General features: G+C 41.7%; 15 protein-coding genes. 9 read left to right on the top strand and 6 right to left on the bottom strand.

The features are described 5' to 3' along the window. The first annotated feature begins 202 nt into the window (after positions 1 to 202). Together lptF and lptG are read left to right on the top strand one after the other, a co-directional pair. Complete coding sequence (gene lptF, locus DC077_RS04100) at positions 203 to 1,258, top strand: LPS export ABC transporter permease LptF (RefSeq protein WP_109200783.1); 1,056 nt, start codon at positions 203 to 205, stop codon at positions 1,256 to 1,258. Positions 1,259 to 1,398: 140 nt separating this feature from the next. Beyond that, on the top strand, positions 1,399 to 2,433 hold the full coding sequence (gene lptG, locus DC077_RS04095; protein WP_109200784.1) for an LPS export ABC transporter permease LptG: 1,035 nt from the start codon (positions 1,399 to 1,401) through the stop codon (positions 2,431 to 2,433). A 100-nt stretch (positions 2,434 to 2,533) separates the two neighbouring features. On the opposite strand, the gene DC077_RS04090 is transcribed toward lptG, so the two are convergent. The 6 genes from DC077_RS04090 to hfq form a co-directional block, all read right to left on the bottom strand. Continuing rightward, positions 2,534 to 3,964, bottom strand: a complete 1,431-nt coding sequence (locus DC077_RS04090) for a phosphomannomutase/phosphoglucomutase (protein ID WP_109200785.1) — start codon at positions 3,962 to 3,964, stop codon at positions 2,534 to 2,536. A gap of 38 nt (positions 3,965 to 4,002) precedes the next feature. Next, on the bottom strand, positions 4,003 to 5,295 hold the full coding sequence (locus tag DC077_RS04085; protein ID WP_109200786.1) for an adenylosuccinate synthase: 1,293 nt from the start codon (positions 5,293 to 5,295) through the stop codon (positions 4,003 to 4,005). Between the two features lie 131 nt (positions 5,296 to 5,426). After that, on the bottom strand, positions 5,427 to 6,482 hold the full coding sequence (hflC, locus tag DC077_RS04080) for a protease modulator HflC (protein ID WP_109200787.1): 1,056 nt from the start codon (positions 6,480 to 6,482) through the stop codon (positions 5,427 to 5,429). 15 nt (positions 6,483 to 6,497) lie between these two features. Continuing rightward, entirely contained in the window at positions 6,498 to 7,742 is a 1,245-nt protein-coding gene (gene hflK / locus DC077_RS04075) for an FtsH protease activity modulator HflK (RefSeq protein WP_109200788.1), read from the bottom strand. Between the two features lie 80 nt (positions 7,743 to 7,822). After that, on the bottom strand, positions 7,823 to 9,124 hold the full coding sequence (hflX, locus tag DC077_RS04070) for a ribosome rescue GTPase HflX (protein WP_109200789.1): 1,302 nt from the start codon (positions 9,122 to 9,124) through the stop codon (positions 7,823 to 7,825). Between the two features lie 26 nt (positions 9,125 to 9,150). After that, a complete protein-coding gene (hfq, locus tag DC077_RS04065; RefSeq protein WP_094566761.1) occupies positions 9,151 to 9,405 on the bottom strand; it encodes an RNA chaperone Hfq in 255 nt (84 codons plus the stop codon). Positions 9,406 to 9,781: 376 nt separating this feature from the next. On the opposite strand from hfq, the gene DC077_RS04060 reads away from it, so the two are divergent. The 7 genes from DC077_RS04060 (at position 9,782) to DC077_RS04030 (ending at position 15,994) form a co-directional block, all read left to right on the top strand. Continuing rightward, a complete protein-coding gene (locus tag DC077_RS04060) occupies positions 9,782 to 10,582 on the top strand; it encodes a Cof-type HAD-IIB family hydrolase (RefSeq protein ID WP_109200790.1) in 801 nt (266 codons plus the stop codon). A 188-nt stretch (positions 10,583 to 10,770) separates the two neighbouring features. Next, entirely contained in the window at positions 10,771 to 11,544 is a 774-nt protein-coding gene (locus DC077_RS04055) for a phosphatase PAP2 family protein (protein WP_157953481.1), read from the top strand. Positions 11,545 to 11,629: 85 nt separating this feature from the next. Next, positions 11,630 to 12,394 carry a peroxide stress protein YaaA gene (gene yaaA / locus DC077_RS04050; RefSeq protein ID WP_109200792.1) on the top strand — a complete coding sequence of 255 codons (765 nt, stop codon included), beginning with the start codon at positions 11,630 to 11,632 and terminating at the stop codon, positions 12,392 to 12,394. Between the two features lie 208 nt (positions 12,395 to 12,602). After that, positions 12,603 to 13,142: an oligoribonuclease gene (gene orn / locus DC077_RS04045; RefSeq protein ID WP_109200793.1), complete on the top strand. Its 540-nt coding sequence runs from the start codon at positions 12,603 to 12,605 to the stop codon at positions 13,140 to 13,142. Positions 13,143 to 13,216: 74 nt separating this feature from the next. Beyond that, positions 13,217 to 13,702, top strand: a complete 486-nt coding sequence (locus tag DC077_RS04040) for a phosphatidylglycerophosphatase A family protein (protein WP_109200794.1) — start codon at positions 13,217 to 13,219, stop codon at positions 13,700 to 13,702. 95 nt (positions 13,703 to 13,797) lie between these two features. Continuing rightward, positions 13,798 to 14,445, top strand: a complete 648-nt coding sequence (locus tag DC077_RS04035; protein WP_109200795.1) for a thermonuclease family protein — start codon at positions 13,798 to 13,800, stop codon at positions 14,443 to 14,445. Positions 14,446 to 14,887: 442 nt separating this feature from the next. Next, positions 14,888 to 15,994, top strand: coding sequence for an MlaE family ABC transporter permease (locus DC077_RS04030; protein ID WP_109200796.1), 1,107 nt, complete (start codon positions 14,888 to 14,890; stop codon positions 15,992 to 15,994). Position 15,995: the final 1 nt, after the last annotated feature.

Below are 15,995 nucleotides of genomic sequence, written 5' to 3'. Positions count from 1 at the left end.
CTCTTCTTACACATCTTAAATATAAAATCAGAGGTGGGAATCAGAAGCGATCAAGTTCAATCAATAGCGCGATAACTAGAATAACAACTAGAACAATCAGCGCGCAATCAAGAGCAATGAGCCGTTTCTGCTTCTCACTTAAGAGCGATCTACACTTTCAGCGACCTATCTTAGGTCCCTTAAATTATGGAATAGTAATGATATGAGCCTCATTAATCGCTATATTCGACGAGAGATCTTGTCTACCTTCGCAGCAGTACTTCTTGTACTGATCTCTATCCTTCTCGTGCAGCGATTAGCCTTCTACCTTAACCAAGTAATCAATGGCACATTATCCCAATCTGCGGTTATCTCCCTTCTAGGTCTTCAAGTTGTCCGCTTTATCACAGAACTTCTCCCTTTAAGCTTTCTTCTCGCCTCTATTTTGGCATTTGGCAGACTCTACAAAGATAGCGAAATGACGGCATTTTATGCTTTAGGGATGCCGGTTAAACGGCTCTACCGCATCTTATTGCAGATCGGTATTCCTCTCAGTTTTCTAATTTTAATCTTAAACTTCTGGATTGTACCGGAGATTGCTCAGATCCAGGAAGTGGTCTTAAAAAAGGCGCGCGAAGAGGCGCAACTAACAATTTTAAAACCGGGCGTATTCCAAGAATTTGCTCGGGGAAAGCAGACCATCTATGTCCAATCGATCAATGCTGAAGATGGGACACTTAATAAAATCTTTATCAAAACCAATGAAGCTAATGGTCATCACACCATCACCATTGCCGAAAAAGGGACGCAACAGATCAATGAGGATAATACCCGCTTTGTCATCTTAGAAGAGGGATCAAGAACCACGACTAATGCTGATTTTTCAGAGGTTCTCTTCTTCGATAGCTTACGAATTCGTCTCGATACAGAGAGTAGTGATGCTTGGCCGAAAGCGATTGCCTGGAGTGCTCACGATGTTATTACCGGCACAACGGTAGATGAGAAGCGAGAGTTACAGCGACGCCTTTCAGGACCGATCTCAATCTATCTTCTGATTCTCTTAATCCCGGCGCTCTCTCACTCTCGACCAAGAGAGGGGCGTTTCAATAAGTTAATTGTAGGGGTCATCTTCTATGTCTTCTACTTCAACTTCTTAGGTATTGGTCTCTCATGGATCAAGAGTGGCAAAATCAATCCCGACTTAGGCATTTGGTGGATTCAGCTCATCATGTTTATCTTCGCCTACATTGTCTACCGGCGTTACAACAGATCTCTCTAATAATATCTCTAAAAATGATTCAAGAGAGCTCCCATCAATATCGCTAAGAGATAATTAAGAATTACAAGGAGACCCAATTATGAGAACCCTAAATAGCCAAAATCCCATCGTGGGCGACAGATCGTTATCGCGAGGATAATATGATAAAAATTGATCGATATACCTTAAAGACCTCCCTCTTCTTTACCCTGCTCTGTCTTCTGCTTCTCGTTATTATTGAGACCTTTTTTACCTTTCTAAATGAGCTGCAAGACCTTGATGATCAATATGTTGTCACCGACATGTTGCTCTATCTGCTCTACGATATGCCGGCGCGCATCTATCGTATCTTTCCAATGGCATTACTCTTAGGAACACTCCTCGGTTTGGGGCAACTAGCTAGCCACAATGAGTTAACCGCTATTAGAACCGCTGGATTTAGTAAAGCTCGCACACTAAAAGGAGCGATCTATACTACTCTAATCTTAAGTCTTGGCGTTGTCTTAATCGGTGAATATATTGTTCCAGAGACCCATGAAAGAGCACTTGAAGTGAGTCATAAGAGCAGTGTTGGGAAGGGATTTTGGGCGATTGATGGCGGTTATATTATTGAAGTGAGATCAATGCGTGATCTCTCCCTGCGCAATATCACAATTTATAAGCCTGAAGATAATTATCTAAAACAGATTATGAGAGCTGATCATATGACACTTGAAGGCGATCATTGGGTGATTCCTTCACTCTCTGCGATCACTTTTAGTGAGCGCCAAATCACTAAAGAGAATCTAAAAGACTTTAAAATAGAGACCCATATTGATCAGGCGGCCTTAACGGCACTCATTAGTGACCCAGAATATCAATCGAGCCAGAGTCTATGGCGTTTTATTAACTATCTCGAAGAGAATAATCTCGATAGTAGTGAATATCGCCTTGCTTTTTGGTCGAAGGTCTTCAATCCTTTAACCAATATCTCAATGATCCTTATCGCTGCACCGCTCGTCTTTGCTCAGCAGAGACGACAAGGAATTGGTGAGCGCATCTTGATCGGGGTTATTTTGGGGCTCATTATCTACTTAACAACACAGATGTTAGGACACTTTATCCTTATCTCCGGATTCTCTCCGCTACTGGGGGCCCTCTTTCCGACAATTTTAGCGATTGTGATCGCTTATGCGCTCTTTAAATTATTACCATAACTCCTAATTGTAGAGATGCCGGCTTTAAGTGCCGGCATTTTCATTTATGGGTTTTTATTTATGAATTTTTATTTGTGGGTTTTTATTTGTGGGTTTTTATTTATAAAGAAGATTGTAAATAGGGGGTCAATAGCTGCTCGATCTCTTTTTGCCGTGCCTTAACGATCTCTGTTGAGCCTCTTCCTTCAATATTAATCCGTAAATAGGGCTCTGTATTGGAAGCGCGCACATTGATTCGTGAATCTTCTAAACGTAAACTTAAACCATCAAGATAATCCTCGGAGATCGCCTCACCTCTAAAATAATCAGCAATCTTCGTGATCACTAAGTCAGAATCCACTACAAGATAGTTCAACTCTCCGCTACAAGGATAACGTTTTCTTGCAGCTGCAACGAGCGCTCCTAATGTCTGATCGCTCTTTGCTAAAAGCTGAGAGATTAGAAGAAAAGGGATCATTCCTGAATCACAATAATGGAATGCTCTAAAGTAATGATGTGCACTCATCTCTCCACCATAAAGCGCATTAAACTCACGCATACTCCGCTTCATCGGCGAATGACCACCGGCAGAGATCACCACCTCACCGCCTGCCTTCTCAATCGCCTCTTCACTATTGAGAGTCTGCCTTGTATCGATCACAATTGTCGAACTTGGATGTTTAGCTAAAAGTGCTGTTGCCAACAATCCTACAATATAGGAGCTATCAACAAAGTTACCCTTCTCATCAAAGAAAAAACAGCGATCAAAATCCCCATCCCAAGCAACACCAAAATCTGCATTATTAGCTAATATCGCCTCTTGAGTTGCTGCTCGACGCTCCACTAAAAGAGGATTGGGAACTCCATTAGGAAAAGCACCATCTGGTTCATGATGAACCTTAATAAGCCGATAAGGAAGATGCGGCTCAAGAAGGTCCACAATTGCGCCGGCACAACCATTACCACTATTACAGACTATGGTTAAAGGCGCTACTGACGATACTGGCGATAAAGATGATAGGGATGAGAGTGATGATTGCGGCTCTCGCAACTGCGAGGAAAATGAAGATGTCGCTAACAAAGCATGAAGATAGGGCTGTTTATCGAGAAAGCGCGTTAAGTCTCCCGGCACTTTTTGAGAAAAAGGACCAAAATCCTCCTGCAAGATACGATTCTTTAGAGCTTCAAGACCAGTAGAACCACTGATGGGCTCTGCGCCTCGGCCCACGAGCTTAAAACCATTGTGATGCTTCGGATTATGGCTTGCGGTAATCATAATACCTCCATCGGCTTCAAGATAGACCGTATTGAAATAGATCTCTTCCGTTCCACAAAGATCTAACGAAATAACATTAGCACCAGCATCACAAATTCCGGCGACTAATTTCGCAAAGAGTTGTGGACTACTTTGACGAATATCATGCCCAACAACGACCACTTTAGCCCGATATTCCGCTACAAATGCAAGACCTAGCTTATAAGCTAGGTCTTCATTAATCTCAAGGGGGTATTCCCCCCGAATATCGTAAGCTTTAAAAGCTTTTAACTCCATTACAGGATTACCTTCTACGATTATCTTCTACTAATCTACTAATCAAAAGGGTCTCTTAAAACTAATGTCTCATTACGATCAGGCCCTGTAGAGATAATATCTACCGGCACCTTAACAAGCTCTTCAAGACGCTTAATATAGTTCTGAGCCGCAACGGGAAGTGCATCAAAACTCATTACTCCAACTGTACTCTCTGACCAGCCCGGCATTGTTTCATAGATCGGCTCACAGCGTGCAAAATTCTCTGCACCATAAGGAGGATAATCGACCACTTCACCATCTAACTGATAGCCTGTACAGATCTTCACCTCATCCATTCCATCTAACACATCTAACTTCGTTAAGCAGATTCCTGATAAGCTATTGATGTCGATTGAACGCTTTAATACCGGAACATCAAACCAGCCACAACGACGCGCACGACCTGTTACCGAACCAAACTCATGCCCACGTTTTGCTAAACCTTGACCAATTTCACAAGTTAACTCTGTTGGGAATGGTCCTGAGCCAACACGTGTAACATAAGCTTTAACAATTCCTAAAACATAATCTAAAGCTAATGGTCCCACGCCTGATCCGGTAGCCGCACCGCCGGCAGATGTATTACTAGATGTTACAAAAGGATAAGTTCCATGATCGATATCTAGGAATGTTCCTTGTGCTCCTTCAAACATCACCTTAGCACCACGATCTCTTAACTTCTTAAGCTCGTAGGAGACATCAGTGACTAATGGTAGAAGACGTTTTGCCAGCTCCATCGTATCATTAAAGACTTTATCAACAGAGAGCGCTTCTTTACCAAGGTAGTTCACAAGAACAAAGTTATGATACTCCATCACACTTTCAAGCTTTTGACGGAAAACTTCAGGATAGAAGAGATCCGCAACACGGACGGCTCGACGCGCTACTTTATCTTCATAAGTAGGACCGATTCCTCTTCCTGTTGTACCGATCTTATTTTTACCAAGCTTCTCTTCACGCGCCTGATCAATCGCAACATGATAAGGCATCACTAATGGGCAAGCTTCTGAAATTTTTAAGCGCTCATCAACATTGATACCGCGACTCAATAACTCATCCATCTCACTTAAGAGTGCTTCAGGAGAGAGTACAACACCGTTGCCGATATAACAGGTAACATGTTCACGCAAAATTCCTGATGGAATTAGACGTAAAACTGTCTTCTCGCCATCGATAACAAGAGTATGCCCGGCATTATGCCCCCCTTGAAATCGAACAACAGCTTCTGCTTTATCTGTTAAGAGGTCAACGATCTTTCCTTTACCTTCGTCGCCCCATTGCGTCCCGATAATAACAACATTATTACCCATTATAAGTTTTCCTCATGAAAATGAATCTAGCGCAACGCGCTCTTTAAATTGATACAAATAGACAGCGTGAAATTGAAACTAATATTTAACGTTACATCCAATATTGAATTCACAATATTCACAATTACGTCTTACTGTTTCTGCTGAAAATGCTTAAAGAAATCACTCTCTGGATCGAGAATTAAGAGATCTCCATCATTTTGGAATGCATTTTTATACGCCTCTAAACTACGATAGAAGGAGTAAAAATCGGGATCTTGTCCATAAGCTTTACCATAAATTGTTGCAGCCTCGGCATCCCCTTCCCCGCGAATTTTCTCTGCTTCTTCATAAGCATTTGCCAAAAGAATGGTTCGGTTACTATCAGCTTCTGCAACCTTTTCAATGTAGGCTGCTTCCCCTTTTGAACGAAGCTCTGTTGCAACTCGCTCACGTTCTGTTCTCATTCGCTTAAAGACGTTATCGGTCACATCATCTGGAAGCTCTACGCCATTGATACGAACATCGATAATCTCAACGCCATACTCTTTAGCCTCAACAGAGAGCGCAACTAAGATCGTCTTCTCAATCTCTTGACGAACCGTATTGTTAAGATCTACCTCTTGCCCGGCAATAACAGGCACAACATTCTCTTTACTGCGAATGACAATGTCCACATCTTCAGAATGAATCTCTTCTAGCGTCTTAGGATCTAATGAGAGCGCATCGCTCGGCTTATCGACAACAATTACCTTTGAACCATCGCGATACTTACTCCCTTTAGAAGTAACATTTCCGCCAACAACTGTCTGTACATCACGTTTACCAAAGGCAGCTCTAAAGTTGTTTTTGACAATCGGTTCAAAAAGACGATTAAAAATCCCCGGATTACCCGAGACTTTTTGGTAGTAAACTTCCGGATCAATCACACGCCATTTAATGAAGGTATCAACAATTAAGTTTTTCTTCTCTGAAGTCAAAAATGGCTCTGGCGGTGTATCTAATGTCTGAATTCTTCCATCGAAGATCCTCACATTATCGATAAAGGGCAATTTAAAGTAGATGCCTGGCTCATCATAGACCGCAACGATCCGTCCAAAACGGAGTTGAAGCCCCTTTTCCCACTCTTTAACAATCACTAAAGATGTGCTTAAGAGAAGCAGTGCAATAATGACGATTGGTAAAACTATACGAGTTACAATTCTCATTTTCTCTCTCCCCTCTTATCGAGTGAAACGCGCACGACTTCTCTGATCGTTCACATTATTGTTAGGTTGATTTTGAATAATACTCTCCGGCGTTGGCGTTGTCTCTTTCACCTCAATGGTAACAGCCCCTTCTCGTCTCTCCGTTTTAGTTGGCGCGGACGTTGTTGAAGGACCGGTCATTTTATCGAGCGGAAGCATCATTAAATTATTACTATCTGATCCCATATAGAGTTTGTTACTGTTTTGTAACACCTCTTCCATATTCTCAAGATAGAGACGCTCTCGGGTCACCTCTGGCGCTATCGCATAGGCTGAATAGAGACGGTTGAAACGCTCTGCTTCCCCGCGGGCTTGAGCAATCTTACTTTCTCGGTAGGCTTCTGCCTGACGAAGAATTCTCTCCGCTTCCCCGCGTGCCTCTTCATGCACTTTACTCTGATATGCATTTGCCTGGTTAATTCGACTCTGCTCATCTTCACGAGCACGGATCGCATCTGAGAAGGCATCTTGTACCGCTGCCGGCGCTTGCGCATCCTCTAAGTTCACGTTTGTGATTACAAGACCGATCTGGTAGTTATCTAAGATACTCTGTGCAAGCTCTTTAACCTCTTGCATGAGCTGCTCTCGGCCATCTGTTAAAATGTCATCGAGAGAGGTTTGACCAACACGCTCACGCGTTGCACTATCGACAACCTCTTTTAAGGTCTTATCAGGATCCACTGAAGTAAACCAATATTGTGAAGGATCATCGTTATTGATCTGATACTGAACTTCAACACTAACATCGACCAAGTTCTCATCTTTAGTCAACATTGCAGCGCGGCGATTACCTTTTGCCGTAGAGCCAATTTTTTGTGAAAAACGGCGCTGAATATCGATAATACGATGATCACCGATAGGATTAGGTAGACGCCATCTTAAACCGGGATCTTTTGTTGCATGGTATTGTCCTAAGAGAAGCTCAACCCCTTTCTGACCGGCATCGATTGTATAAAAACCTGTTGCTAACCAACCACAAAGCAGAACAGCACCGCCTAGAGCGATATATTTTCCATAACCGCCATGTCGATGACCGCCCATTCCCTTTTTACCACGAAAAGCCCCACCTAACTTTTTAAAAATCTCGTCAAGATCGGGGCCAGCGCCATTTTTAGGTCGCTGATCATTCGGCTGATTATTTCCATGAGGACTACCTGATGATCCGCCTTGTTGGCTATCTTTAGGCTCTTGCCAAGCCATCTCTAAGTTATTTTTTTTCATTTAATCCCTTTGATTCCAGATCTTACCGAAACTGTTTAACACCAACTCGACAAGATACCAATTTTTTACGCGATTTGCACCTATAGATATTGTTCGAAATAGGGAGTCGCCTCTGGTTGCTCCTTCAATAGTCGCATAATTCGATATCGAGCAACATAGAGATCTAAAAGAAACTCGCCCTCGATCCCAAACTGCTCCGATTTAACGGCATCTAATGCATAAAGTTCTGCTCGCAAACGCCCTTCACTAGGCGGAAGCTCCAATTTGATGGAGAGATGCTCCTTTTGAAAATGGGAAGCGATTCCTTCAAGAAGAAGATCGATACCAATATCTTCAGCCGCAGAGACCCAAACAGCCTTCACAACACCCGTCTCTGAAAGTTCAAAGTGGGGTTCAATATCGGGCTTTAGATCAATTTTATTAAAGACTTGTAATCGTGGAACCGCATCTGCACCGATCTGCTCTAATACAGAGGTTACTTCTCTCATTTTGAGATCTCTCTCAGGATCTGCAACATCGATCACCTCAAGAAGAAGGTCGGCTTCAACCGCTTCTTGCAATGTCGATTTAAATGCTTCAACAAGATCATGAGGAAGTTTAGAGATAAATCCAACCGTATCGACCAAAACAGCGCGCCCCACAAATTCGATATCTAATGCTCTATGTGTTGGATCGAGCGTCGCAAAAAGCTGATCTTGTACATAGACACCGGCTGCGGTGAGACGATTGAAGAGGGAGGATTTCCCGGCATTGGTGTAGCCGACTAAAGCAATAGTAGGAACTTCATTGCGCTCTCGAGAGATACGCCCTTGCGCCCGCATCTTTGTAACGCTCTCAAGACGTTTTTTTAACTGCCGGATACGATCACTAATAACGCGCCGATCCATCTCAAGACGAGTCTCTCCAGGACCTCGTAGCCCTACAGCGCCCCCTCTTTGTTGGGATAGATTGGTATGCTTACGAACTAACCGCGTTGATAAGCGAGTTAGCTGTGCTAATTCCACCTGCAACTTACCCTCAAAGCTTTGTGCTCTTTGGGCAAAGATATCTAAAATTAAGCCTGTCCGGTCAACCACTCGAACACCGCACAACTCTTCAAGATTGCGGTTTTGACTAGGCGTTAAATCATGATTGATTAATACAACATTAGCATCGCTCTGCTCTACAGCAACACGAACTTCATCCGCTTTGCCGGTTCCTAAAAAATATTTATGATGAGGGGTTTGCCGAGTTCCTGTAATACAGGAGAGAATCTCAACACCTGCAGAAGTGACTAACTCCTTAAATTCTGCAAGATCCCCCTCTTCACTTTCAGGCATCTCTAGAGAGACGATGATTGCTCTGTCATCTTCGTGACTAAATTGCTCTACGATATGATTCATTAATAGAGGATAGACCCTTACCTCTGCTATTCAGCAATAGGAGCGTCAACTTCTCCTACCACTTCGCTGCTTAAATTAACATTTCTCGCAGGGACGATTGTAGACACCGCATGTTTATAGATCATCTGACTCACATTCGATCTCAATAGGATGACAAATTGATCAAAGGACTCAATCTGCCCTTGCAACTTAATACCATTGATTAAAAAGATAGAAACCGGAACACGCTCTTTACGAAGCAAGTTCAGGAACGGGTCTTGAAGGGATTGCATTTTTGCCATTTTAGTTCTCACTTTTTTAGTTCTTATCGTCGTTATATGATGAGTTCTCTATTTTATCAGAGCTCCTCGCTACAAGAAACCGACTCTATAGTAACATAAAGCCTGCTACCGACTAGTATCGATCGGCTTTATTACCGCCTTATTATAATCTATTTAGCACTAAAATGAGAAATTAGTTTCAAGTATATAGCGATAATATCGATCATTAAAAGCCCAACTTAAAAGCGCTATTAATCGATTTAGATCAAGATTTAGATCTAGGATGAAATGAAAAGGGATAAAAGAGATCATCTGATCACCGCTTGTCGCCTTCACGCTATCACTCTATACTCTACAAGTTCTCTTTTATGCATTTCACTCGACAAAAGGATCTTTCATGAGCTTTAAAGCGATTTTTCTAGACCTTGATGGCACCAGTCTCAATGATAATAATGCACTCTCTCCGGCACTTCAGGAGATTCTTACGATACTAAAATCGAAAGGGATTCAGATCATCTTCAGTACAGGAAGAAGTTTTGCCGGCAGCCTCCCCTTTGCTAAAGCTATTGGTGGCACGGACTATATCATCAACTACAATGGTGCTCGCGTCTTTGATTTTAAAAGAGAGATAATTCTACATGAAGCAACGCTTCCAAAACCTGTTTTAAAACAGGTTTTCCATTTCTCCAATGAATATCGATATCCCCCGATCTTCTACCATAATAATATTATCTACACCAAGGATGGTATCCCCCATCACTACACCTGCCCCGGCGAACGATTTGAAGTTCTCTGCCCAAATCATGATTGGGTTAATGAGACCTTAACAAAAGCACTCTTTGTTCTGCCTGAAGAGGAACTCGCTGACCACCTCTCAATCGCTTATGATTTTTTCGATGGCGCATCGGTCTCTACCTCCTCTTCCACCTATCTTGAAGTTATGCCTCTAGGCATTAATAAGGCAGTTGGTGCGCAATATGTATTAGAAGCCCTCAAAATCGATCCAAAACAGTGTATCGCCTTTGGAGATCAACTCAATGATAAAGAGCTTCTCTCACTAGTCGCTCACCCCTATATTATGGAGAATGCAACAGAACCGCTTAAAGCACAATTTCCTGATCGAATCGTTGCCAAAAATATTGAAGATGGGGTGGCAAAACAACTTGACCGACTCTTTGAACTTAACTATTTTCGTTAATCTCTTCTTTCATTCTTTTCTGCCATCGGCACTTCAATAATTATCGTATGATTGTGGTCTTTCAATGCCCCCTTATTGATATCTCTTATTGATGCCTCTTATTAAATGACTTCTAATCAAATGACTTCTAATCAAATGATTTCTGATTAATAATTTTTTGTTTAATGATACATTTTGATACCTACTCTATGATGAACAACTATAAAACCCTCTTTCGTAATCTCTCTCTACTCTTTGTCGCGCTTCTTCTCATCCCCATTTTAGCGTGGATTTTAGGTTGGCAATGGTCGCCACTGCATAGCTATACCGTGATAGATTTTATCCTCTTTATTGTTACAGAGTCTGGGTCTGCACCTTACTTTGCGCTCTTAACCTCCTTGCTACTTGCGATCTGGTTAAGTATGCGTTGTAAAAAATTGCAACATCATTGGGTCATCATCTTCTTAAGTGTCTTCCTTCTTCAAGGAAGTACGCAGATCATTAAAAGTACCATTAAAGTGCTCTGGGAAGAGCCTCGCCCTTACATGAGTTATGTTGTCGATCAAGAGGTTGATATTGAGACCTTTTATGAACTCCCCCGAAAAGAACGTGGCGCTATCGTTGCTGCTGCAGTTAAAGATGATCCCATCACCCCGCGCTGGTTAAAGTCACATTGGGAAGCAGAGACCGGCTACTCTTTCCCATCAGGTCATACTATATTTGCAGTGATGTGGGCCTTTATTATCGTTGGCTTTATGACTCGAGAAAAAGATCCTAAAACAACAGTGGCAATGATTGTTATGACTCTCTGGGCGGGATTGATGATGATCAGCCGTCTACGCCTAGGAATGCATTTCCCTATCGATCTCTTTGTTAGCACAATCATTGCCTATCTCCTTGCTTTAATTTTCTTTTATTTTTTAGCAAAAAGAGATACTCTGATAGAAAAGGGTAGATCGCAAGCAGATGATAAAATAGATTAAAAATCAGGTCGCGCAGAAGCCTTCAGTGCAACTTAATCATCACCCATTCGATAGTTAAACATAAAACAACAATAAGAGGATTACTATGCTGTTTTTACTTTCTCCTGCAAAGATGTTGGATGAACATACACCGCCGCCGATTACTAGTCTTGAACAACCTGAATTGCTTCAAGAATCATCGATCTTGATCGATATTCTCCGTCAATACTCAACCGAAGAGATTCAGAGCTTAATGAAAGTATCGGAGCGAATTGCAGAGCAGAATGTAGAGCGCTTTAGAGACTTTGAGGTTCCTTTTACCTCACAAAATGCAAAGCCTGCACTCTATCTCTTCAATGGTGATGTCTATCAAGGGCTCTCTGCCTACGATCTTCCAGAAGCATGTGTCAACTTCCTCAATCGTCACTTAGCGATCTTATCGGGCCTTTATGGTGCTATTCGCCCCTTAGATCTCATTGCTCCTTACCGATTAGAGATGGGAACGGCCTTAGCAAATCCCCGCGGTAAGAATCTCTATGAATTCTGGGGAGATCTTGTCACTGAATATCTCAACAAGCGCATCGATGAAGTAGATGCAAAAGTTGTGATCAATCTCGCCTCTAATGAATACTTTAAGGTCGTTCGTCCTGAAAAATTAAAAGCGCGAGTTGTCACACCGATTTTTAAAGACTTTAGTAATGGTGAATATAAGGTGATTGGTGTCTATGCTAAAAAAGCACGCGGTTTAATGACTCGCTTTGTTAGTGAAAACAATATCACCGATCTTCAAGAGCTCAAGAAATTTAATCTTGAAGGATATGCTTACAAACCGAATGATGTCACCGGCGAGATTGTCTTTATTCGTGGCTAATCGCTCTTAAAAATGATTAAGCGAGTGAGCTCAATATATTAAAACACTATTAGGCAGAGCAAATATTGTCTCTGCCTTTTTAATTCTCGCTCCCTTCTCTTTTCGGTATAATGCCTCTTTCGTGATCTTCTATTTAATTTTTTAAATCACTTGAATTATTTGAATTACTTAAATCATTTAAATTACTTTATGTAAGATAGGAATATATATGCAATCGGAGAGCAATCTACTTTGGATCGACCTTGAGATGACCGGCCTTGATGAAGAGATTCATCATATTATTGAGATCGCATCAATCATTACAGATAAAGATCTTAATCTCTTAGCGGAAGGCCCAAATCTTGCGATCTACCAACCTCAAGAGATCCTCGACCTTATGGATGATTGGTGCCAAACAACTCACGGCAATTCAGGCTTAGTGAAACGGATCATGGAGAGCGATGTCACCGTTTTAGATGCGATGAATGAAACCATCGAATTTGCAAGTCAATGGATTCCCGCCGGAAAATCACCACTCTGCGGAAATAGCATCGGGACTGATCGTCGCTTTCTGAAGAAATATATGCCGGCATTAGATCAATTTTGCCACTATCGCAATATCGATGTGAGTTCCTTTAAAGAAGTGGTGAATCGTTGGTATCCCAATCCTCTCACCTATGAGAAGAAAAATACTCACCTTGCACTCGATGATATCCGTGAGTCGATCAATGAATTAAAATTTATCCGAGAACATTACTTTATTAAGTAAAGTCAACTAAGCGAAACTAAACGCAGAAAAGTTCCCACTACCCTTGCCCCATATTCCTTAAAAGGAGATTACCAATGAAACCTAAAATCACCCTTAAAACACCATGGCAAATTTTAGCTTCAGGATTTGGGGCTGGTCTTTCGCCCGTTGCGCCTGGAACGATGGGAACTTTAATGGCCATTCCCTTCTGGATCATCTTCTCATTAACGCTTTCGCTCCCCTTCTATCTCCTTATGCTCCTCTTAACAAGCCTGATAGGAATTGTGATCTGCCAAAAAGCGAGCGATGAATTAGGTGTTCATGATCATGGAGGAATTGTGTGGGATGAGTTTGTAGGATTTTGGATCACAATGCTCGGTGCGCCCCTCTCCTGGAGTAGCATTCTTTTAGGTTTCCTTCTCTTTCGCTTCTTTGATGTTCTTAAACCCTGGCCTATTAAAGTAGCTGACACAAAAGTTACCGGAGGCTTTGGAATTATGCTCGATGATATGATTGCCGGCCTCTTTGCCCTAATCTCTCTACAGATTATTCTTAGATGGGTATTGCCAATCTTTGCTTAAGCAATGTCTAGAGAGAAAAGAAAGAGTTAATTGCCCCTTCAACCTTTTTAGCCTCTTAACTTTTAACTTTTTAATTACGCCAACACAATATCGAGATGAAATATCAATACTCAAAAGCGATTAAATATTATTTAAAAAACTTATTGGGTAAAATTAGACGTGAACAACGCGGAAAAATAGTGGTCGCGCTCCTCTTTGCAGCGATCTTTGCTAGCTCCTTTTTTCTAGAGAAACCGCAAGCAACCTCCGCCTCAAAACCGACTATTCAACTTAAGAAGGGATATCAATGCCCCTGTAAAGTCAGTCATATTAGTGATGGTGATTCAATCACAGCGATCTGCCCTACTACTTGCTCACAATCGGGAGATCCCAAGGGAAAGTGGCAAAAAATTAGAGTGAGAATTTGGGGGATGGATGCACCGGAGATGGGGCAAAAACCGTGGGGAGAACGGGCAAAATCGGCACTGATAAAACTTCTTCCAAAGGAGAAAGATGGTATGATTACGCTGAGAATTAGAGATCGAGATCACTATCAACGCTATGTGGCACAACTCTTCTATCAAAAAAAAGATATCGGACTTGAGATGGTTCGCTTAGGTGAAGCAGTTGTCTACCAACAATATAATAATGATCCACAATATTATCAGGCAGAACGAGATGCAAAAGCCGCTAAACGGGGTATTTGGTCTCAACCAGGACATCAACAAAATCCAGCCGCTTGGCGTAAAGTTAATCCTCGCTAATCCCCTTTGTTCCACGTACAATATTGATGATTGTTGATAAATGTCGACGATCATCAGATTCCCCAAAAGTATCGATTGGGCATAGAATAACTTGCGATACAGTAATATTTCGATAGATCAATATCAAGCATATCAATATGCTGTATGATGAGATAGCAACATAACGACATACAGATATATCGAGACTTTTATTCGATATTTCTACCCAATGCGTCTATTTGATCTATCTAATTTGATCTATCTATTCGATTGATCTATTAATTTATATCGCATAATCAATGGCTATTAATCGATAACTGAGTTAACAATTTAGCTGACAATTTAATTGTTAATTTTGTTAATTTGATTGTTAATTTGATTAATAATTTTATTGATAATTTACTTATAATTTTGATGCCGGTATTTTGGTACTTTTATATCCGTTACTAATGAGTCAAACAAAATGATAACGATTGATAACAATACAATCATAATAGATGGGCAGTGGACGCTATCTAATTTGCGAGAAATTCAGCTCGCATCGGATAAGATACAGCCACAAATTGCAACTCTAAAGGATGTGATAGTCGATGGCTCAAAGCTAAGCCAGATCGACACCACAGGATGTCAGGAGCTCTATATTGCGCTCAAAAGCCTTCCAAAAGAGAGCAAAGTTGATTATCAGGGGTTTGAGAAGAAGCAACTTGATCTCTATCTCTATATTAAATCTCGTATCGAAGATGCCGGCATTCAATTAGCGGCACCCGATAATCACAATAGCTTTACCAAACGAGTTGGGATGTTTACCATCTACCTACTCGATGAGATTCAAAAATTTATCGAATTTATTGGTGAGATTTCAGTTATTGCAACACAACGCGCCTTCACTCCATGGAAGATTAGATGGAGTGCATTTTGGGCTAATATCCAAAATGCAGGGGTTATGGCGCTACCGATTATCGGTCTTCTCAACTTCTTGATCGGTGCCGTTATCTCTTATCAAGCGGGAAGTCTTCTGCAGATGTTTGGTGCAAGTATCTATATTGTTGATTTCTCCACCGTAGCAATATTACGTGTCTTAGGACCTCTCTTAACGGCTATTATCATCGCCGGACGAACAGGAGCGGCTTATGCCGCACAGATTGGAACAATGGTGGTCAATGAGGAGGTTGATGCCTTAGAGACAATTGGAATCAATCGCTACGATCAGCTTGTTTTACCTAAGATGTATGCATTAGCAGTCTCTCTACCGCTACTCACACTCTTTGCCGATATGATGGCGATCTTCGGCAGTATGTGTCTTGCTGCCATCTATCTCGATATCTCTTTTGGTGAATTTATTACAACGATTCCTAATGCGGTTACTTGGCGTTCGCTCTTAGTGGGAATTGTTCAAGCTCCTGTCTTTGCAATTGTGATCACTTTAGTGGGATGCTACCAAGGGTTTCAAGTGCAAGGTGGTGCAGATAGTGTCGGACAACAGACAACGAAAGCCGTTGTTCAATCTATCTTCTATGTTATTGTCATCGTCGCGCTCTTCTCCATCTTGATGCGCAATGTTGGTTTATAAG

The sequence above is a fragment of the Ignatzschineria cameli genome (assembly GCF_003121895.1).
Lineage (GTDB): Bacteria > Pseudomonadota > Gammaproteobacteria > Cardiobacteriales > Wohlfahrtiimonadaceae > Ignatzschineria > Ignatzschineria cameli.
This window is presented reverse-complemented; position numbering and strand designations above follow the sequence as displayed.

What these genes read in the sequence shown, in the direction of transcription:
- lptF (WP_109200783.1), top strand. Translation starts at nt 203, where the DNA reads ATGAGCCTCATTAATCGCTATATTCGACGAGAGATCTTGTCTACCTTC.
- lptG (WP_109200784.1), top strand. Translation starts at nt 1,399, where the DNA reads ATGATAAAAATTGATCGATATACCTTAAAGACCTCCCTCTTCTTTACC.
- DC077_RS04090 (WP_109200785.1), bottom strand. Translation starts at nt 3,964, where the DNA reads ATGGAGTTAAAAGCTTTTAAAGCTTACGATATTCGGGGGGAATACCCC.
- DC077_RS04085 (WP_109200786.1), bottom strand. Translation starts at nt 5,295, where the DNA reads ATGGGTAATAATGTTGTTATTATCGGGACGCAATGGGGCGACGAAGGT.
- hflC (WP_109200787.1), bottom strand. Translation starts at nt 6,482, where the DNA reads ATGAGAATTGTAACTCGTATAGTTTTACCAATCGTCATTATTGCACTG.
- hflK (WP_109200788.1), bottom strand. Translation starts at nt 7,742, where the DNA reads ATGAAAAAAAATAACTTAGAGATGGCTTGGCAAGAGCCTAAAGATAGC.
- hflX (WP_109200789.1), bottom strand. Translation starts at nt 9,124, where the DNA reads ATGAATCATATCGTAGAGCAATTTAGTCACGAAGATGACAGAGCAATC.
- hfq (WP_094566761.1), bottom strand. Translation starts at nt 9,405, where the DNA reads ATGGCAAAAATGCAATCCCTTCAAGACCCGTTCCTGAACTTGCTTCGT.
- DC077_RS04060 (WP_109200790.1), top strand. Translation starts at nt 9,782, where the DNA reads ATGAGCTTTAAAGCGATTTTTCTAGACCTTGATGGCACCAGTCTCAAT.
- DC077_RS04055 (WP_157953481.1), top strand. Translation starts at nt 10,771, where the DNA reads ATGATGAACAACTATAAAACCCTCTTTCGTAATCTCTCTCTACTCTTT.
- yaaA (WP_109200792.1), top strand. Translation starts at nt 11,630, where the DNA reads ATGCTGTTTTTACTTTCTCCTGCAAAGATGTTGGATGAACATACACCG.
- orn (WP_109200793.1), top strand. Translation starts at nt 12,603, where the DNA reads ATGCAATCGGAGAGCAATCTACTTTGGATCGACCTTGAGATGACCGGC.
- DC077_RS04040 (WP_109200794.1), top strand. Translation starts at nt 13,217, where the DNA reads ATGAAACCTAAAATCACCCTTAAAACACCATGGCAAATTTTAGCTTCA.
- DC077_RS04035 (WP_109200795.1), top strand. Translation starts at nt 13,798, where the DNA reads ATGAAATATCAATACTCAAAAGCGATTAAATATTATTTAAAAAACTTA.
- DC077_RS04030 (WP_109200796.1), top strand. Translation starts at nt 14,888, where the DNA reads ATGATAACGATTGATAACAATACAATCATAATAGATGGGCAGTGGACG.